A 17,322-nucleotide genomic window follows, 5' to 3' on the forward strand; every position below is an offset into this window, starting at 1 on the left:
ACCGGCAGGATGCGCGTCCAGTTCTGCAGATGCTCGGCCGAGCGCAGCAGCGTCACGTGCGTCGGGATCGTCCGCAGCCGTTCCTCGAAGTGATGAAACAGCCGGGTGATACCCGTATTGCCGTCGCCGTCCCCACCTCGATGCGAGACAGCGCGCCGACCAGCGGCCGGCGTGGCCGCGGGCGCCGAGTTGCCCGCGATCAATGTGCGCACCAGCGCGCTGCGCGCCGAAAGCTATCGCGCGCCGAAGGAAGCGGGCGTGCTGCGTTCCGATATCCCGCTGCTCGACACCGCGCAGGCCGTCAACATCGTGCCGGCGCAGGTGCTGCGCGACCAGCGTCCGCGCAATCTGGACGACGCGCTCGGCAACGTCAGCGGCATCACGCAGGGCAACACGCTCGCGGGCACGCAGGACACGATCATGAAGCGCGGCTTCGGCGGCAATCGCGACGGCTCGATCATGCAGAACGGGATGCCGCTCGTGCAGGGGCGCGCGTTCAACGCGGCGGTCGACAGCGTCGAGGTGCTGAAGGGGCCGACGTCGCTGCTGTACGGGCTGATGGACCCGGGTGGCGTGGTCAACGTCGTCACCAAGCAGCCGCAACTCAAGCGCTACAACGCGATCTCGCTCGGCGCGTCGACGTTCGGGCACGGCAAGAACGGCGGCAGTGCGACTTTCGATTCGACCGGGCCGGTCGGCGATTCGCGGCTCGCGTACCGGCTGATCGTCGACCAGTCGAACGAGCAGTACTGGCGCAATTTCGGCGAATACCGGCAGACCTTCGTCGCGCCGTCGCTCGCGTGGTACGGCCGCGATACGCAGGTCGCGGTGTCCTACCAGTACCGGAAATTCCATTCGCCGTTCGATCGCGGTACCGCGCTCGACCCGCGCACCAACGCGCCGCTCGACATTCCGGCGCGGCGGCGCATCGACGAGCCGTTCAACAACATGGACGGCGAATCGCATCTCGCGCAGGTGAGCGTCGATCACCAGTTCAACGCGGACTGGAGCGCGCATTTCGGCTACAGCTACAACCGCGAGACCTACGACGCGAACCAGTTGCGCACGACGGGTGTCGATCCGGTGAAGGGCACGATGACGCGCAGCAACGACGCGACGCACGGTTCGCTCAGCACCGACAGCTACGGGATCGGCTACGTGAACGGCAAGCTGATGCTGGGCGGGATGCAGCACGACGTGCAGGTCGGCTTCGACACCGAATACCGCCGCATCTATCGCAAGGACATGCTGCGGCAGGCCGTGAAGACGCCGTTCAACTACCTCGACCCCGTCTACGGGCTGCTGCCGCCGTCGAGCACGGTGTCGGCGAGCGACAGCGACCAGACCGACACGCTGCACGATGCGTCGGCGTTCGTGCAGGACACGATCCACCTGACCGACAAGTGGATCGTGTCGGGCGGGTTGCGCTACATCACGTACAACCAGGTCGCGGGGCGCGGGCGGCCGTTCGTCGCGAACACCGATCTCAGCGGCTCGAAGTGGCTACCGCGCGCGGGCGTCGTCTACAAGTGGACCGACACGTTCTCGCTGTACGGCAGCTATTCGCAATCGCTGAAGCCGTCGTCGTCGATCGCGCCGATGACGGGCTACATCATCGACGGCGCGACGCCGCCCGAGGAAGCGACCGCGTGGGAACTGGGCGGCAAGCTCGACCTGCCGGGCGGGATGACAGGCACGCTGGCGTTCTTCAACATCGACAAGAAGAACGTGCTCGTGTCGCAGTACAACGACGCGACCAAGCTGACCGACTGGCGCACGTCGGGCAAGGCACGCTCGCGCGGGATCGAACTCGACGTGTCGGGCAAGATCGGCGAGCGCGTGAACGTGATCGCGAGCTATGCGTACATCGACGCGAAGACCACCGAGGATCCGCTGTACGCGGGCAACCAGCTGTGGAACGTCGCGCGCCACACCGCGTCGCTCGCGGGCGTCTACGACTTCGGCACGGTGGTCGGCGGCGACGACCTGCGCATCGGGGCAGACGTGCGCTACGTCGGCGCACGGCCGGGCGATTCGGCGAACAGCTTCACGCTGCCGTCGTACGTGCTCGCCGACGCGTTCGCCACGTACGACACGCGGATCGGCAAGCAGAAGCTGTCGTTCCAGCTCAACGTGAAGAACCTCTTCAATCGCACCTACTACCCGTCGAGCGCGAACCGTTACTTCGTCGCGATCGGCGATGCGCGACAGGTGTCGCTGCTCACCACGCTGCAGTTCTGACCACGCAATCGCCGCGCGGCCGTCACGGCGGCGCGCGGCTTCGGAGAAGATCCAGATGAACCGGAACATGAAAACCGGCGCCGTGCGCGCCGTTGCCGCCGGCGCGCGGCGTCGCGCATTGCGGGCGATCGCGGGCTCGGTGCTCGCGATCGGCGCGGGCCTGGGCCTCGGCGCAGGGGTGGCCGCCCCCGCATTGGCGGCCGATGCACCGCAGGCCGTCACGCGCGTCGCGATGCTCGTGCAGCTGCGCGGCCCGAACCTGAAGGTCGACGAACGCATCGTCCAGCATCTCGGCGAACGCGGCTACGCGGTGCGCCTGATCGACGAAGCGTCGACACCCGATGCGGCGCGTGACGCCGACCTGGTCGTGATCTCGTCGACGGTGTCGTCGAAGAACGTGCGGCCCGGTTGGCGCACGCTCGACAAGCCGCTCGTCACCTGGGAAAACGACCTGCTCGACGATTTCGCGATGACGGGCAAGCGTCATGACGTCGACTTCGGCGAAACGGGCAAGGAGCGCTACCTGTGGCTCGTCAATGCGCCGCACCCGATCGCGGCCGGGCTGCCGGCCGGCGCGACGAACGTGTACGGCAAGCAGGCGCCGATGAGCTGGGGCAAACCGGGGCTCGGCGCGATCACGATCGCGACCGTGTACGGCCAACCCGACAAGGCCGCGATCTTCGCGTACGAGAAGGGCGCGACGATGGACTACGAAGCGCTCGCGCCGGCGCGCCGCGTGATGTTCTTCCTCGACAACGACACGTTCGTGAACCTGTCGCCGGCCGGTGTCGCACTGTTCGACGCGGCCGTCGACTGGGCGGCCGGCCGGCGCTGATTGGCAGCGGCGGCCCTGGGCCGCTAGGCCGCTTGCGCCGCCGCTTCGATCAGTTGCGCGAGCATCTGCGCCGGCTCCGACATCGTGCGCCGCGCGCGATGCACGAGCCCGATGTCGCGGTGGAACGTGTGATGCCCGAGGTCGATCGCGCGCACGCCGGCCGGCCAGCGGCGATACACGGCGGTCTGCGGGACGATCGCGACGCCGACGCCGTTCTCGACCAGCTTGACGATCGCGTCGAGCTCGTCGAGTTCGCAGGTGTCTCGCACCGCGATGTGCATCTTCCTCAGAAAACGGTCGACCTGGCGGCCGCCGAACGACGCGCGGTCGTAGCGCACGAACGGCTCGCTCGCGAGCAGGTCGGCCCAGTCCTTGCCTTTCACGATGCGCGGCACGATCAGCCGGAACGGTTCCTGCACGAGGGTCGTCCAGTGCAGGTCGCTCTGCAGCGAAAACGGCGGCCGGATGATCGCGGCCATGTCGATCTCGCCCGCATCCACCCGGTTGACCAGTTCGATCGACAGCCCCGGGATCACGCGCGTGCGGCATGCGGGATGCCGGCGATGGAAATCGGCGAGTGCGGCCGGCAGCAGCGCGCTCTGTACCGATGCGATCGCGCCGATCGTCACGCGCACGGTGGCCGGCGAACCGGGCGCGGTCGAGCTCAGGTTCTCGTACAGGCCGATCAGCGCCTGCGCCTGGTCGAGCACGTGATGACCCATTTCGTTGAGCCGGGCCGACCGGCCTTGCCGGTCGAACAGCGCGAAGCCGAGCTCGGCTTCGAGGCGCTGCATCTGCGCGCTCACGGCCGCCTGCGTGAGCCCGATACGGTTGCCGGCCGCGGCGAACGTGCCTTCCCGGGCGACGGCGACGAGGGTTTTCAGTTCGCGGATCATTCATCAATTCCGTTTGTGAATGACGCAACTATATATTGATTTAATTTCTGCTTGAGCTTGACTACCATGGTGCCGTCCTCGCGCCACGCGAGCGTTCCATCACGAGGCAACCATGAGTCTTTCCCCGTTTCACCTGGCGATTCCCGTCTACGACCTGCCGGCCGCGCGCGATTTCTACGGCCGTGTGTTCGGGCTGGCAGAGGGGCGCTCGAGCGCGCAGTGGGTCGATTTCGATTTCTACGGGCACCAGCTCGTGATCCACGCGCATCCGAAGACCGCGTCGCAGGAAGGCGCGCATACGAACGCGGTGGACGGTCACGACGTGCCGGTGCCGCATTTCGGGATCGTGCTCGACTGGCCGAGCTGGGAAGCGCTGGCCGAGCGGCTGAAGTCGTTCGGCGTGACTTTCGTGATCGAGCCGTATGTGCGGTTCCAGGGGCAGGTCGGCGAACAGGCGACGATGTTCCTGTTCGATCCGTGCGGCAATGCGCTCGAATTCAAGGCGTTCCGCGACATCGGCCAGTTGTTCGCGAAGTGACCGGCGGCGCCGTCAGCGCCGATTGAAATTGGGTGCGAGAATGCGGCCTCCGGCCCGGCTGCGCGCAGGCGCACCGGCCGGCGCCGCGCCGCACGGCATCCGTTCGTGCGTGCCGTTCTCCAAGGAACCCGTATGGACAGTCACATCGCTCCGGTGGAGCTGAAGAAAGCCTACCGTCTCCTCAACCACGGCCCGACGGTGCTCGTGTCGGCCCGCCACGGCGGCGTCGACAACGTGATGGCCGCCGCATGGGCGTGCGCGCTGGACTTCCTGCCGCCGAAGCTGACGGTCGTGCTCGACAAGACCGCGAAGACGCGCGAGCTCGTCGAGCGAAGCGGCACGTTCGTGATCCAGGTGCCGACGGCCGCGCAACTTCGGCTCACGCATGCGGTCGGCAACCACAGTCTCGCGGAGCGGCCCGACAAGCTGCGCGAAGCGGGCGTCACGCTGTTCGACGTCGAAGGCCACGACCTGCCGTTCGTCGCCGGCTGTTCGGGCTGGCTCGCGTGCAAGCTGATTCCGGAACCGCACAACCAGCAGACCTACGACCTGTTCATCGGCGAGGTGGTCGCGGCGTGGTCCGATACGCGCGTGTTCCGTGACGGCCACTGGTATTTCGAATCGGCCGATCCGGCACTGCGCAGCCTGCACTACATCGCGGGCGGCAATTTCTATGCGATCGGCGAATCGCTGCACGTCGATCCGGACGCGAAGTAAGCGTCGGGCGGGCGACGGGTTCCGCCGATCCGGGCGCGCGGTTCACGCGCGCCTGTTCAATTCCATCAGCATGGTTTCGGCGAACGCCTGCGCGACGCGCGGCAGCGTGCGGCCGCGCTTCGTGACGAGCGCGATCGGCCGCACGAACGCGGGGTCGTCGATCGGCTTCGCGACCAGCTCGGGCTCGGCGCGCACCTCGCGCGCGGTCGCCGGCAGGATCGTCACGCCGAGGCCGCCGCGCACCATCGCGACGGCCGTCATCATGTAGGTGGGCTCGCACGCGATGTCGGGCGTGCAGCCGGCCGCGTCCAGCGCGGCATCGACGACGCTGCGCACGCTCGTGCCTCGCGCGGTGAGCACGAGCGGCACGGCCGCGACGTCAGCCGTGCTCACGCGGCGCTTGCGCGCGAGCGGATGATCCTTCGGGCACACGGCGACGAGCCGGTCGGCGCCCGCATACAACACCTCCAGCGATGCATCGAACGTGTCGCCGCCGGTCAAGCCGAGATCGGCTTCCTCGTTGCGCACGAGCGCGGTGACGAGGCTCGCGACGCCGTCGCGGATCTCGAAGCCCGCGCGCGGCACGTCGCGCCGGAACGACTGGATCAGCTCGGGCAGCACGCTGGACGCGAAGGTCGGCAGGCACGCGAGCCGCACCGTGCCGCTCGTGCCTTCGCCGAGCGCGCGCGCGTCGCGCAGCACACGCTCCATGTCGTCGAGCGAGCGTTGCAGCAGCGGCAGCAGCTCGCGCCCGGTCTGCGTGAGCGCGACGCTGCGGCTGTTGCGGTCGAACAGGCGCGCGCCGACGATTTCCTCGAGCCGGCGGATCTGCACGGTCAGCGCCGGCTGCGACAGGTGCAGGCGCGCGGCCGCACGCGTGAAGTTGCCGGCCTGCGCGACGGTGACGAACGCGCGAATGTCGCGAAGATTCAGATCCATAACGGTTCGTGATTGCTGCGATCAAATCATTTCAATTGTGCTATCGCTGCGCCGACCTTACGCTCGTCTCCAACAGAAGACAAGGTAGGAGACACGGATGCTGCCGTTACTCGGGCTTGGCACGATCGTCGTGCTGCTGGCCGCGATTCTGTCGAAGCGGATGTCGCCGCTCGTCGCGCTGATCATCGTGCCGATCGCCGCATCGCTGATCGGCGGCTTCGGGCTGCACACCAGCAAGTTCGTCATCGACGGGCTGAAGGGGCTCGCGCCCGTCGTCGGGATGTTCGTGTTCGCGATCCTGTACTTCGGGACGATCACCGACGCCGGCACGCTCGACCCGATCATCGACCGCATCCTGCGCGCGGTCGGCACGCGGCCGACGCGCATCGTGATGGGCACGACGCTGCTCGCGCTGCTGATCCACCTCGACGGCTCCGGCGCCGTCTGCTTCCTCGTGACGATTCCGGCCGTGCTGCCGCTGTACGACCGGCTGAAGATGGACCGGCGCGTGCTGGCCGCCGCCGTGTCGATGGCCGCGGGCATCAACTTCCTGCCGTGGACGGGGCCGATGATCCGCGCGTCCGCGTCGCTGCACCTGCCGGTGTCGGCGCTGTTCAATCCGCTGATCCCGGTGCAGGCGATCGGGCTCGTGTTCGTGTTCGGCGTGGCGTACTGGCTCGGGCGGCGCGAGGAGAAGCGGCTCGGCCTGTCGCGCGACGATGCGTCGATCCCGCTGCCGACGCGCGAGCTGACGCCCGACGAGCAGGCGCTGCGCCGGCCGCACCTGTTCTGGTTCAACCTGGTGCTGACGCTCGTCGTGCTCGGCACGATGGTTGTGATGGGCGAGAAGATCCCGCCCGCGATCATGTTCATGGTGGGGCTGTGCATCGCGCTGATGGTGAACTACCCGGACGTCGACATGCAGAGGAAGCGCATCGACGCCCATGCGCGCGCGGCGCTGATGATGGCCGGCATCCTGCTCGCGGCCGGCGTGTTCACTGGGATCATGCAGGGCAGCGGGATGCTGAAGGCGATGGCGCAGGCGGCGGTTGGCTTCGTGCCGCCGTCGATGGCCGGCCACATTCCGGTGGTGCTCGGCTTTGCGTCGATGCCGCTGAGCATGCTGTTCGATCCCGATTCGTTCTACTTCGGCGTGCTGCCCGTGATCGCGGAAGTGGCCGGCCAGCTTGGCGTGCCGGCCGTGCAGGTCGGGCAGGCCGCGTTGCTCGGCCAGATGACGACCGGGTTCCCGGTCAGCCCGCTGACGCCCGCGACGTTCCTCGTCGTCGGCCTGTGCGGCATCGAGCTGGCCGAGCACCAGAAATTCACGTTCCCGCTGCTGTTCGGCGCCTCGATCGTGATGACGATCGCGTGCGTCGTGCTGGGCATCTTTTGATCTTTCCCGGCGGTGAAATCCGCCGGACGACGGTACGGACATGACAGCAAAGCAACCTGAACGACGCGTGCGCATCGGTGCGGGCGCAGGCTACTCGGGCGACCGGATCGAGCCGGCGATCGAACTGGCCGAACACGGGCAACTCGACTACCTGGTGTTCGAATGCCTGGCCGAGCGCACGATCGCGATCGCGCAGCAGGCGCGGCGCAAGGACCCGGCACTCGGCTACGACCCGCTGCTCGACGCGCGGATGCACGCGGTGCTGCCGGTCGCCGCGCCGAAGGGCGTGCGCATCGTGTCGAACATGGGCGCGGCGAATCCGCGTGCGGCCGCGCGGTGCACCGCGCAGATCGCGCAATCGCTTGGTTTCGCGAAGCTGAAGGTCGCGGCGGTCGAAGGCGACGACGTGCTCGACGTGGTGTTGCGCGGTGCATTCCGCTTCGAGGAATCGGGCGATGACGTCGCCGCGTATCGCGACCGCATCGTGTCCGCGAATGCGTACCTCGGCGCCGCGCCGATCGTCGATGCGCTTGCGGCCGGCGCGGACGTCGTGCTGACCGGGCGCGTTGCCGATCCATCGTTGTTCACTGCGCCGCTGATTCACGCGTTCGGCTGGCGGATGGACGACTGGGACACGCTTGGCGCTGCGACGGTCGTCGGCCACCTGCTCGAATGCGCGGGGCAGGTGACGGGCGGCTATTTCGCGGATCCCGGCTACAAGGACGTGCCGAACCTCGCGCGGCTCGGGTTTCCGATCGGCGAAGTCGCGGCCGACGGCTCGGTCGTGATCACGAAGGTGCCGCACGCGGGGGGCCGCGTGAGCGCGGCGACCTGCAAGGAACAGCTGCTCTACGAGATTCACGATCCGGCGCGGTATCTGCAGCCCGATGTCGTCGCGGATTTCACGCAGGTCACGGTTGCCGAGGAGGCGACCGATCGCGTGCGCGTGACAGGCGGGCGCGGCACCGAGCGGCCCGACACGCTGAAAGTGTCGGTGGCTTACGTCGACGGCTGGATCGGCGAAGGCCAGATCTCGTACGGCGGCCCGGGTGCGCTCGAACGTGCGCGTCTCGCGCTCGATATCGTCCGCGAACGGCTGGCACTGACAGGCGTTGCGGCGACCGAGTTGCGCTTTGACCTGATCGGTGTCGATGCGCTGTATGGCGACGCAACGCCGGCCGTGCGCGGCGAGCCGGCCGAGGTACGCGTGCGGGTGGCCGGCCGTGCGGCGAGCGCCGCCGAAGCGGCACGCATCGGCAACGAAGTCGAGACGCTCTATACGAACGGGCCGGCCGGCGGCGGCGGTGCGTTCAAGTCGACGCGTGAGGTGATCGCGGTGCAGTCGGTGCTGCTGCCGCGCGCGGCCGTGACGCCGTCGTTTTCATTCGTGGAGGCATGATGCAACTGCGTGAACTGGCGCACGCGCGCACCGGCGACAAGGGCAATACGCTGAACGTGTCGGTGATCTGCCACGATCCGCGCCATTACGATCATCTGCGCACGCATCTCGATGCTGATGCCGTGAAGGCATGGCTCGCGGGCATCGTGCACGGCGACGTCGTGCGTTACGAACTGCCGGCGCTCGGCGCATTCAATTTCGTGTTGCGCGATGCGCTCGGGGGCGGCGTCACGCGCTCGCTCGCGCTCGACGCGCACGGCAAGTCGGTCAGTTCGGCGCTGCTGGCGATCGAGGTGCCCGACCCGGCGTGACGGACGTCGGCGCCGGAGGCGGGCAGGCGCTTACGGAATCAGCAGTTCGCGCAGGCCGTCGGCATGCTCGATGCGTTCGCCGGCGATGTGCAGGCGCTGATCCCGGCGATAGTCGTAGACCGCACGCGACGCGGCGAGCTGGTCGAAATCGAGTTCGACCGCATGACGCGATTCGGTATTGCCGGCTTCGAAGATCAGGTTGCCGAACGGATCGGCCGCGAGGCTGCCGCCCGCGAACACGACGTCGTGCGAGCTGCCGCCGACGCGGTTGGCGACCACCGCGAACACCTGGTTCTCCATCGCCCGCGCCGTGGCCGACGTGCGGTGGACAGGGCGGTACGGCTCCATGTTGCCGTCGGTGATGAGGATCAGCTCGGCGCCGAGCGCGGCGAGCGCGCGGCCGGTTTCGGGGAATTCGTTGTCGTAGCAGATCAGCAGGCCGATCCGTACGCCGCGCCATTCGATCGTCGCGTAACGGTCGCCGGGCAGCACGACGCCGTGCTCGCTCACCCACAGATGCGTCTTGCGATAGCGCAGCGCGATGCCGTCCGGCGTGACGAACACGGTGGTGTTGTAGAAGCGGCCGCCGTCGTTCTCGATCAGCCCGACCACGACCGCCACATCGCGTGCACGCGCGGCTGCGATGACCGCGCCGACGCTCGGGCCGTCGAGCGGCTCGGCGCATTCGGCCAGATTCGACGGATCGAGGAAGCCGGTGAGCTGCGCCTCCGGAAACATCACGATGTCGGTGCCCGGTGCGCAGGTTGCGATCGCTTCGAGCGTGCGTTGCAGGTTGTAGTGCGTGTCGCCGTCGCGACCGGCGAGCTGGACGATATCGAGCTTCAGTTTCATGGCGATTTCGGTAGCAGGGGCCCGTCGCCGGTGGCGCCGGACGGGTGGGTAAGGAGGCCCCAGTATGCGCCGAAGCGGCGGATTTCCCATCCCGCCGGCGCGTTAACCCTTCGGGGGTATTGATCTTGCCGCCGCCGGCGGGGTGGTTGCGTCGACCCACACGTCGTCGGGGCTGGCGAGCAGGTGGCTCGCGAGGATGTCGTCTCCCTGGCGCAGCGCTTCGTCGCGGCTGTGCGCTTGCTTGTCATCGATCCGTTCCCCCGGCGCGGACGCACCGTCACGATCGTCGTCGCGCTTGCGCTGCCGCCCTGCTACCGGCACACATGGCAAAGTCCGAAAAAAACGCCGACCCCTGTGCAAGGGTCGGCGAACAGGTCCTGACGTACGAGGATACGGCTATCAGAACCCAGGCCATCATGTGCGCCCGCCGGGAGCGAGCGCACGCAATCAGACCCGCGAAGGATAGGGGCGGGCGAGCGGTTTGCCCAGAAGGTGCGGCCGGTAGGAGGTAGCGGCCGCGGGGAAGGTGCGGAATGCGATGAATTGACGCAGGCGGGGCGGCTGGCCGTCGACCGGTGCCGGGGCGAGCCGTTCGCGCGGGGGCGCCCGCCGGGCCGTGCGAACGGTGTGCGTGTTGCGCCGCAGCGTCGCGCGTCAGGGTGCCGTCTGCGCGTTCAGGAACAGCGAGAACAGCTCCGATTGCGAGTTGATCGCGAGCTTTCCGTAGATGTTGCGCCGGTGCACCTTGACCGTTTCGGCGGATATCGCCAGCTTGTTTGCGACTTCCTTGTTCGAGCGCCCGCTCAGGATCAACCGGATCACGTCGAGCTCGCGCGCGGTGAGCGGCGTGCCGAGCCGCGCCATCGCCTGCTCGAAGCCGTCGTGTGCGCCGGGCCGGCGCGGCGGCGCATGGTCCGCGGCGGCCGGCTCGAACGCGAGCCGCTGCCGCATCAGCCCGGCTACCCACGGCCGGATCAGGTCGAGCAACGCCACCTGCTCGGGGCTGAAGCGCCGCTTGCTGCCGAGCGACAGGCACAGCGTGCGCGCATCGTCGAGCACGACGTTGAACTGCACCTCGTCCTCGACGACGTTGTGCGTGAAATACAGCGTGTAGTACTCGGTATCGCGGAAGCATTCGGGCGCGACGTCGGACAGCCGGAACAGGCCGCTCTTCGGCGCGTCGCGGTTCGCGATGTAGAACGGGTCGAGCTGGTACAGGCCCTGCACGTAGTCGCGGAACAGCGGGTCGGGGCCGCCGCCTTCGTACGGGCATTCGGCGAACACCTGCGGGCGGCCGTCGCCGAACGTCAGCGCGACCCAGCTGTCGACCGCGACGTATTCCTCGATCAGCCGGATCAGGGCCAGCCAGAAGCCCGGCTGATCGAGCGACTCGATGAGCCGCCCGACCGACCGGTGCCATGCGACATCCTGCAACGTGAGGTTCATGCGTAGGTCCATGTCGGGCAGGTGCGATGCGCGCTTGCGGTGCCGCGCCGTGCGTGTACGCTACGGGCTCGCGGGCCGATTCCCGCGTGCATCGAACGGAGCCTGGGTGAAGAACGAGATCGTAACGCCGGCCGGCGCGAATGGCGAGGCCGTCCGCCGCCGCCGGTTCGCCGCGGCTGTCGCCGTGCGTGCTGCAATGGCATGCCTGGGCGCGATGGCCGGACAGGCGGCTGCCGCCGCGTCGCCGGCGTCGTGCAATGATCAACTGACGCAGTTGATCGTGCCGGCACTGCGGCAGACCGCGATGAACCGGCGCGACATCCATGCGGACCTGGACGAGCGTGACGGCGACGTCTACCGCATCCGGCTGTACACGATACCGGACCACTCGGGCACGCCGAATCGCGACGCGACGATCGGCTGGGTAACGCTCGACACGCAGGCGATGCGTGCGCTCGACGTCACGCGCGATCCCGACCGTCCGGACGTACTGAAGATCGACCGGCGCGCGTTGTCGCGTTTCGTGTCGGGCTGTGTTGCACCGGCGGCACCGGCCGCGCCCGTGCGCAGCGCCGTCGATTGCGATGCGCTGAACCGCCGCGCGCAGGCGCAGGGCGATTACGTGATGGGCAGCGACGCCGGGCGTGTCGCCACCGGCCACGGGCGCCTGCCGTTCTATTCCGCGCCGGACGGTGCATGCCGGATCGACGGGGTGTTCATCGTCGAGCACGATCACGTCGATGCGCGCACCGACTATGGCCGTTTCACGTCGGTCATCTATCTGAATCCGCGCACGCGCGGCATCGCCGAAGGCTGGGTGCCGACCGCGCGGCTGAAGCCGGACGGTACCGGCATCGCGCCACGGCAACCGTGATCGTGCGGGCCCGCCACCCTTCGCTACACACCTTTTCGACCTGAACGATCCTCGTCATGACAGTCCCGCACCGGAACAAACGTCTGAAGCCGCTCGCGGCTTCGCTCGCCGCGCTTGGCGCACTCGCAGTGCTCACCGCATTGTCCGCGTTGTCGCCCGTTTATGCGGCCGAGCCGGCCCAGCCCGACCACCTGTTGAAAACCTTCATCCACGACACTTACGGCAAGTGGCGTGCGGACCGCAAGGGCTGGCAGGCAGACGGGGACGATCTGATCCATGCGCCGTGCGGTTCGCTGCGCGTCGCGACCGCGGATGGCCCGCGCACGCTGCTCGCGATGTGCGGCGAGACCGAGGCGGCGGTGCAGAACGGGATGCCGGGGATGGATTCGGACGCGACGACCGGCACGATCGACCTGTATGTGCTGAAACCAACGGCGAACGGCAAGACGCTCGAGCCGGTGGTGAAGAAGACGGAGATCGCGTCGGGCAAGCGAGGCGAACCGGGCACCGTGCGCATCGAGCGGTACGGCGCGCACCTGTTCGGCTTCACGATCGGTGACGGCGTCACGCTGCAGGGCTACACGATGGCGATGCGGTCGATCTGGCTGCCGGTCGGCAATGCGATCGTCGAGGCTGCGCCGCGCATCAACGAAGCGCTCGACAACACGGGATCGCTCGATTGCGGAAACGCGAAATCGCATTGCGAGAGCCGGACGTTCACGATCGTGCCCGACACGACCGGCACCGGCGACGTCTATCCGCTGACGGTCACGGAAACGGGCACGCGCGGCGACAAGGACATCCACGCGCGCTATACGGTGAAGTTCGATGCGGCGCGTGGCCGCTACGTCGTGCCGAAGGCATTGCGCGAAGGGTACTGATCCTTCGCGCACCGGAACGGGCGGCGTTGCGCCGCCCGCGCATCACACGTACAGATACCGCACGAGGTGGAAGAACACGGGCGCGGCGAAGCAGATCGAGTCGACGCGATCGAGCATCCCGCCGTGGCCTGCGATCATCGAGCCCCAGTCCTTGGTGCCGAGCGAGCGCTTGACGGCCGACAGCACGAGGCCGCCGACGAAGCCCGCGATCACGATCGCGAGCGAGATGCCGAATGCCGACCCGAAGCTGAACGGCGTCACGCGATACAGCGATGCGCCGCACAGCGTGGCCAGCAAGCCGCCGCCGACGAACCCTTCGATCGTCTTCGACGGCGACAGCTGCGGCGCGATCTTGCGCTTGCCGAACAGCTTGCCGACCACGTACTGCAGCACGTCGCTGATCTGCACGACGAACAGGAAGAAGAACAGCAGCAGTGCGTTCTGCCCTGCGTAGTGCGGAATGTCGAGGATCAGCACGGCCGGCGCGTGGCTCAACCCGTACACGCACACCATCAGCGCCCAGTTGATCTTCGCGTTGCGGCTCAGGAATTCGCGCGTGTCCTGCGTGAGCGCTGATACGAGCGACATCGCGAAGAACAGGTGCACGGGCACGAAGATCGAATACATCCCGTACCAGTTGATCCCGAGCAGCAGGTACTGCACGGGGATCGCGACGAAGAACGCGATGAACAGCGTCGTGTGGTCGCTCGGGGTGGTTGGCGTGAGCGTGATGAATTCGCGCAGCGTCAGGTAGGACAGCACCGCGAACACCAGGTACGTGATGTTGTTGCCTAGGCCGATCGCGATGGCCATGATCGCGATCATCGCCCACCACGCGCGGATGCGCTGGTTCAGGTTGACGATGGTCGCGCTCGTGCCGCCGCTGCGCGCGCCGAGGATCGCGCCGATCACGGTCGCGACGACGAGCACGCCCGTGACGCCCGCGACCAGTTCCCAGAAAATTGTTCGCATTGTTGATATCCGGAAAGGGGAGAAGAGGGCGCCGCGTTCAGCCGGCCGGCCGCTGCGGCGGCGCGAGCGCGACGACCGCGTCGCGCATGCGGGCGAGGAATGTCGGCTTGTCTTCCTGGGCGCCGAGCGCGTCGTTCGCGCCGAAGTGCACCTTGCAGATCAGCGGCACCGGCCAGATCGCGCCCTTCGGCATGATCCGTTGCAGGTTCTCGAGATAGACGGGCGCGAGCGCGACGTCCGGAAACTCGGTCGCGAGGTGGAACAGCCCGCTCTTGAACGGCTGCGGCAGAATCTCGGCGCCGCGTGTGCCTTCCGGGAAGATGATGATCGAATGGCCCTGCTTGAGCGCATCGCGCACGGGGTCGAGCGGGTCGCCGCCGGATTCGCGGTGGCGGTCGATCAGCACGACGTTCAGCAGCTTCTGCGCGATGTGGCGCTTCATGTCGCTGCTGTCCCAGTAGTCGCGCGCGGCGACCGGCCGCACGACCGCACGCACGTTGCGCGGCAGCGCGGCGAGGATCGCGAGCGTGTCGATATGGCTCGTGTGGTTCGAGAAGTAGATCTTCTGCGTCGGGGACGGCGGCGCCTGATGCCAGACCGGATACGCGCCGGCGACGAGCCGCACGATGGACAGCAGGAAATCGCGCTGCCAGACGTTGAGAATGTTCATCGGCGCTGCGCCTCCTGCTTGCCTGCATGGCCCGCTGCGCGTGAGCGGCGGGCGGGACCCCGGAATGCCGGCGCGGCAGGATGCGCGCCGGACGGCCCTTGTTTAAATTTTTTCAAATTCGTGGCTGCCTGTCGCAGGTCCGCGATAATCGGACGGTTCGCCGTCACACGCTGTTGCGTCGCGGCGAATGCGCCGTTCGGCGGCGTGATAATCGGCTGTTGCACGAGTGCCCGTTTGCAGTTCGAATGGATCTCGCAGCGATCGGGCCAGCGGATTATCGCGAGTTTCCGTCAAAAACGCCAGATTGGCGCCGCGCGTGCGGGCCGGGCGCATGCTTGACGCATCCGGGCCGCTCGGCGACGATTAGGGCCGTCCATGGAAGGCCGTCCAAGGCCGTTTCGCCGCCCGGGGCATGGCGGCGGGAAACGTATCCGACTGTGCCGCGCAAATAAAACGATGAGCCTCTACGCACTCAAACCCAAATTCCAGAACCGTCTGCGCCCGTTCGCGAACTCGCTTGCCGAGCGCGGCGTCACGGCCAACCAGGTCACGCTGTTCGCGGCCGGCGGCTCGATCGTCGTCGGCGCGCTCGCCGGGCTCGGCGTGTTTGCCCGCGCGCTGTTCCTGCTGATCCCGCTGTGGCTGTTCGCGCGGATGGCGCTCAACGCGATCGACGGGATGCTCGCGCGCGAGCACAACCAGAAGAGCACGCTCGGCGCGTACCTGAACGAACTCGGCGACGTGGTGTCCGATATCGCACTGGTGCTGCCGTTTCTCGCGATTCCCGTGTTCGCTCCGGCGGACGTCTGGCTGTTCGCGCTGACGGCGGTGATCGTTGAATGCGCGGGGCTGATCGGCCCGCTGGTCGGCGTGAGCCGCCGCTACGACGGCCCGTTCGGCAAGAGCGACCGCGCGCTCGCCCTCGGCGCGTTCGCGCTGTGGATCGGGCTCGGGTTTCCGGTCGGCGGCGTCGCCGCATGGTTGTGGCGGCTGCTGATCGTGCTGTCGATCGTGACCGTGGTGCGGCGCGTGCAGGCCGGCATCGCGGAAAAGGGCGGTTAAAGGGTAGTCAGAGCGGTTGCGGTACCGGGCGCCGGAGGGCGGCGCACCAAGATTCGAATAACGAAACGAGAGAGATCGTATGAGCGCACGCATGGCCCGCGAGGCCGACTTCATCACGCACGACGGCGAAACGCTGTTCTATCGTCACTGGCCCGCCACGGGCGCGCGCTGCCGCGGCGCAATCGTGTTGCTGCACCGCGGCCACGAACACTCGGCGCGCGTCGCGCACCTCGTCGACGAGCTCGACCTGCCCGATTTCGCATTCTTCGCGTGGGATGCGCGCGGCCACGGCCGCTCGCCCGGCGCGCGCGGCTACAGCCCAAGCGCGGCCGCGTCGGTGCGCGACCTGCAGACTTTCGTCGAACATATCCGCGACACGCACGGCATCGCGATCGAGGACATGGCCGTGGTCGGCCAGAGCGTCGGCGCGGTGCTCGCGGCCACCTGGGCGCACGATTATGCGCCGCCGATCCGCGCGCTCGTCGTCGCGTCACCGGCGTTCCACATCAAGCTCTACGTACCGTTCGCGCGGCCGGGCCTGCGGCTGATGCACAAGCTGCGCGGGCTGTTCTACGTGAACAGCTACGTGAAGCCGAAATTCCTCACGCACGATCCCGAGCGGATCGCGAGCTATGCGTCCGATCCGCTGATCACGCGGCCGATCGCGGTCAACATGCTGCTCGACCTGCACGACACCGCGCAGCGGATCGTCGCCGACGCGGCCGCGATCACCGTGCCGACGCAGTTGCTGATCTCCGGCGCCGACTGGGTCGTGCATCGCGGCCCGCAGGACCGCTTCTTCGAGCGCCTCGGCGCCGCGCGCAAGGAGCGCATCGTGCTGCCGGGCTTCTATCACGACACGCTCGGCGAACGCGACCGCGCGCAGGCGCTCGCACCGCTGCGTGCATTCGTGCTGCGCGAATTCGATGCGCCGAGCCCGCGCGTGTCGCTCGCCGACGCCGACCGGCGCGGCGCGTTCCACGACGAATACGCGGCGCTCGGCCGCCCGCCCGCGAATGCGTTCGCGCGCGCGTACTGGGCGCTCACGCGCGCCGGCCTGAAGGCCGGCGGTGCGCTGTCGGACGGCATCGCGCTCGGGCTGCGGCTCGGCTTCGATTCGGGCTCGACGCTCGACTACGTGTACCGCAACCGCGCGCAGGGGCGTCTCGGCGTCGGCGCGCTGATCGACCGCACCTATCTCGATTCGCCGGGCTGGGTCGGCATCCGCCAGCGCAAGGTGCATCTGCAGGAACTGATCGGCGCGGCGATCGGCCGCCTGCGCGGCCACGGCGC

Annotated in this window: 18 protein-coding genes and 2 pseudogenes; 11 read left to right on the forward strand and 9 right to left on the reverse strand. The window is 68.0% G+C overall.

Annotated elements, in window-relative coordinates; all coding sequences use genetic code 11:
* A pseudogene (locus tag G3O00_RS28990) lies at window positions 1-212 on the reverse strand (NmrA family transcriptional regulator); the annotation flags it as partial.
* Between G3O00_RS28990 and G3O00_RS28995 the strand changes: the two are divergent.
* Together G3O00_RS28995 and G3O00_RS29000 are read left to right on the forward strand one after the other, a co-directional pair.
* Window positions 184-2,241 (forward strand): annotated as a pseudogene (locus G3O00_RS28995) (TonB-dependent siderophore receptor); the annotation flags it as partial. The pseudogenes G3O00_RS28990 and G3O00_RS28995 sit on opposite strands and share 29 nt — an antisense overlap.
* 55 nt (window positions 2,242-2,296) lie before the next feature.
* Window positions 2,297-3,076, forward strand: a complete 780-nt coding sequence (locus G3O00_RS29000) for a hypothetical protein (protein ID WP_174936529.1) — start codon at window positions 2,297-2,299, stop codon at window positions 3,074-3,076.
* 23 nt (window positions 3,077-3,099) lie between these two features.
* On the opposite strand, the gene G3O00_RS29005 is transcribed toward G3O00_RS29000, so the two are convergent.
* A complete protein-coding gene (locus G3O00_RS29005; RefSeq protein ID WP_206145079.1) occupies window positions 3,100-3,972 on the reverse strand; it encodes a LysR family transcriptional regulator in 873 nt (290 codons plus the stop codon).
* Between the two features lie 112 nt (window positions 3,973-4,084).
* Between G3O00_RS29005 and G3O00_RS29010 the strand changes: the two genes are divergently transcribed.
* Complete coding sequence (locus G3O00_RS29010; protein WP_174936535.1) at window positions 4,085-4,510, forward strand: VOC family protein; 426 nt, start codon at window positions 4,085-4,087, stop codon at window positions 4,508-4,510.
* A gap of 132 nt (window positions 4,511-4,642) precedes the next feature.
* Window positions 4,643-5,227 (forward strand): flavin reductase family protein, encoded by a 585-nt coding sequence (locus G3O00_RS29015; protein ID WP_011351674.1) that lies wholly within the window; start codon window positions 4,643-4,645, stop codon window positions 5,225-5,227.
* Window positions 5,228-5,269: 42 nt separating this feature from the next.
* On the opposite strand, the gene G3O00_RS29020 is transcribed toward G3O00_RS29015, so the two are convergent.
* A complete protein-coding gene (locus tag G3O00_RS29020; RefSeq protein WP_206145080.1) occupies window positions 5,270-6,166 on the reverse strand; it encodes a LysR family transcriptional regulator in 897 nt (298 codons plus the stop codon).
* A gap of 97 nt (window positions 6,167-6,263) precedes the next feature.
* On the opposite strand from G3O00_RS29020, the gene G3O00_RS29025 reads away from it, so the two are divergent.
* From G3O00_RS29025 to G3O00_RS29035, 3 genes are read left to right on the forward strand one after another with little or no spacing between them, the layout of a single operon-like run.
* On the forward strand, window positions 6,264-7,562 hold the full coding sequence (locus tag G3O00_RS29025) for a citrate:proton symporter (protein ID WP_174936543.1): 1,299 nt from the start codon (window positions 6,264-6,266) through the stop codon (window positions 7,560-7,562).
* A gap of 40 nt (window positions 7,563-7,602) precedes the next feature.
* Window positions 7,603-8,961: an acyclic terpene utilization AtuA family protein gene (locus G3O00_RS29030; RefSeq protein WP_206145081.1), complete on the forward strand. Its 1,359-nt coding sequence runs from the start codon at window positions 7,603-7,605 to the stop codon at window positions 8,959-8,961.
* A complete protein-coding gene (locus tag G3O00_RS29035; RefSeq protein ID WP_011351678.1) occupies window positions 8,961-9,272 on the forward strand; it encodes a hypothetical protein in 312 nt (103 codons plus the stop codon). Before G3O00_RS29030 ends, G3O00_RS29035 begins: the two co-directional genes overlap by 1 nt.
* Before the next feature lie 30 nt (window positions 9,273-9,302).
* On the opposite strand, the gene G3O00_RS29040 is transcribed toward G3O00_RS29035, so the two are convergent.
* The 3 genes from G3O00_RS29040 to G3O00_RS29050 form a co-directional block, all read right to left on the reverse strand.
* Entirely contained in the window at window positions 9,303-10,124 is an 822-nt protein-coding gene (locus G3O00_RS29040; protein WP_206145082.1) for a carbon-nitrogen hydrolase family protein, read from the reverse strand.
* A gap of 102 nt (window positions 10,125-10,226) precedes the next feature.
* On the reverse strand, window positions 10,227-10,445 hold the full coding sequence (locus G3O00_RS29045) for a hypothetical protein (protein ID WP_174936553.1): 219 nt from the start codon (window positions 10,443-10,445) through the stop codon (window positions 10,227-10,229).
* A gap of 333 nt (window positions 10,446-10,778) precedes the next feature.
* On the reverse strand, window positions 10,779-11,570 hold the full coding sequence (locus G3O00_RS29050) for a helix-turn-helix transcriptional regulator (protein WP_206145083.1): 792 nt from the start codon (window positions 11,568-11,570) through the stop codon (window positions 10,779-10,781).
* A gap of 106 nt (window positions 11,571-11,676) precedes the next feature.
* On the opposite strand from G3O00_RS29050, the gene G3O00_RS29055 reads away from it, so the two are divergent.
* The gene (locus G3O00_RS29055) at window positions 11,677-12,444 is read left to right on the forward strand and encodes a hypothetical protein (protein ID WP_346779008.1); all 768 of its coding nucleotides are present in this window, start codon (window positions 11,677-11,679) and stop codon (window positions 12,442-12,444) included.
* A 56-nt stretch (window positions 12,445-12,500) separates the two neighbouring features.
* On the forward strand, window positions 12,501-13,325 hold the full coding sequence (locus tag G3O00_RS29060; protein WP_206145084.1) for a topoisomerase IV: 825 nt from the start codon (window positions 12,501-12,503) through the stop codon (window positions 13,323-13,325).
* A gap of 42 nt (window positions 13,326-13,367) precedes the next feature.
* On the opposite strand, the gene G3O00_RS29065 is transcribed toward G3O00_RS29060, so the two are convergent.
* The 3 genes from G3O00_RS29065 to G3O00_RS29075 all read right to left on the reverse strand — a co-directional run bounded on the left by G3O00_RS29065 (window position 13,368) and on the right by G3O00_RS29075 (window position 15,300).
* Complete coding sequence (locus G3O00_RS29065; RefSeq protein ID WP_047850397.1) at window positions 13,368-14,297, reverse strand: phosphatidate cytidylyltransferase; 930 nt, start codon at window positions 14,295-14,297, stop codon at window positions 13,368-13,370.
* A 37-nt stretch (window positions 14,298-14,334) separates the two neighbouring features.
* Window positions 14,335-14,967: a lysophospholipid acyltransferase family protein gene (locus G3O00_RS29070; RefSeq protein ID WP_011351684.1), complete on the reverse strand. Its 633-nt coding sequence runs from the start codon at window positions 14,965-14,967 to the stop codon at window positions 14,335-14,337.
* 102 nt (window positions 14,968-15,069) lie between these two features.
* A complete protein-coding gene (locus G3O00_RS29075) occupies window positions 15,070-15,300 on the reverse strand; it encodes a hypothetical protein (protein ID WP_157687166.1) in 231 nt (76 codons plus the stop codon).
* 123 nt (window positions 15,301-15,423) lie between these two features.
* On the opposite strand from G3O00_RS29075, the gene G3O00_RS29080 reads away from it, so the two are divergent.
* Both G3O00_RS29080 and G3O00_RS29085 read left to right on the forward strand, forming a co-directional pair.
* Window positions 15,424-16,029 carry a CDP-alcohol phosphatidyltransferase family protein gene (locus tag G3O00_RS29080; protein WP_174917791.1) on the forward strand — a complete coding sequence of 202 codons (606 nt, stop codon included), beginning with the start codon at window positions 15,424-15,426 and terminating at the stop codon, window positions 16,027-16,029.
* A 79-nt stretch (window positions 16,030-16,108) separates the two neighbouring features.
* Window positions 16,109-17,322: bifunctional alpha/beta hydrolase/class I SAM-dependent methyltransferase (locus G3O00_RS29085; RefSeq protein WP_206145085.1), on the forward strand; the 1,214-nt coding region annotated here is incomplete at its 3' end.

This window comes from Burkholderia sp. Ac-20384 (assembly GCF_017104605.1).
Taxonomy (GTDB): domain Bacteria; phylum Pseudomonadota; class Gammaproteobacteria; order Burkholderiales; family Burkholderiaceae; genus Burkholderia; species Burkholderia lata.

Bases quoted from the DNA above. Each gene is read 5' to 3' on its own strand.
- G3O00_RS29000 (WP_174936529.1), top strand. From the start codon at position 2,297: ATGAACCGGAACATGAAAACCGGCGCCGTGCGCGCCGTTGCCGCCGGC.
- G3O00_RS29005 (WP_206145079.1), bottom strand. From the start codon at position 3,972: ATGATCCGCGAACTGAAAACCCTCGTCGCCGTCGCCCGGGAAGGCACG.
- G3O00_RS29010 (WP_174936535.1), top strand. From the start codon at position 4,085: ATGAGTCTTTCCCCGTTTCACCTGGCGATTCCCGTCTACGACCTGCCG.
- G3O00_RS29015 (WP_011351674.1), top strand. From the start codon at position 4,643: ATGGACAGTCACATCGCTCCGGTGGAGCTGAAGAAAGCCTACCGTCTC.
- G3O00_RS29020 (WP_206145080.1), bottom strand. From the start codon at position 6,166: ATGGATCTGAATCTTCGCGACATTCGCGCGTTCGTCACCGTCGCGCAG.
- G3O00_RS29025 (WP_174936543.1), top strand. From the start codon at position 6,264: ATGCTGCCGTTACTCGGGCTTGGCACGATCGTCGTGCTGCTGGCCGCG.
- G3O00_RS29030 (WP_206145081.1), top strand. From the start codon at position 7,603: ATGACAGCAAAGCAACCTGAACGACGCGTGCGCATCGGTGCGGGCGCA.
- G3O00_RS29035 (WP_011351678.1), top strand. From the start codon at position 8,961: ATGCAACTGCGTGAACTGGCGCACGCGCGCACCGGCGACAAGGGCAAT.
- G3O00_RS29040 (WP_206145082.1), bottom strand. From the start codon at position 10,124: ATGAAACTGAAGCTCGATATCGTCCAGCTCGCCGGTCGCGACGGCGAC.
- G3O00_RS29050 (WP_206145083.1), bottom strand. From the start codon at position 11,570: ATGAACCTCACGTTGCAGGATGTCGCATGGCACCGGTCGGTCGGGCGG.
- G3O00_RS29060 (WP_206145084.1), top strand. From the start codon at position 12,501: ATGACAGTCCCGCACCGGAACAAACGTCTGAAGCCGCTCGCGGCTTCG.
- G3O00_RS29065 (WP_047850397.1), bottom strand. From the start codon at position 14,297: ATGCGAACAATTTTCTGGGAACTGGTCGCGGGCGTCACGGGCGTGCTC.
- G3O00_RS29070 (WP_011351684.1), bottom strand. From the start codon at position 14,967: ATGAACATTCTCAACGTCTGGCAGCGCGATTTCCTGCTGTCCATCGTG.
- G3O00_RS29075 (WP_157687166.1), bottom strand. From the start codon at position 15,300: ATGCGCCCGGCCCGCACGCGCGGCGCCAATCTGGCGTTTTTGACGGAA.
- G3O00_RS29080 (WP_174917791.1), top strand. From the start codon at position 15,424: ATGAGCCTCTACGCACTCAAACCCAAATTCCAGAACCGTCTGCGCCCG.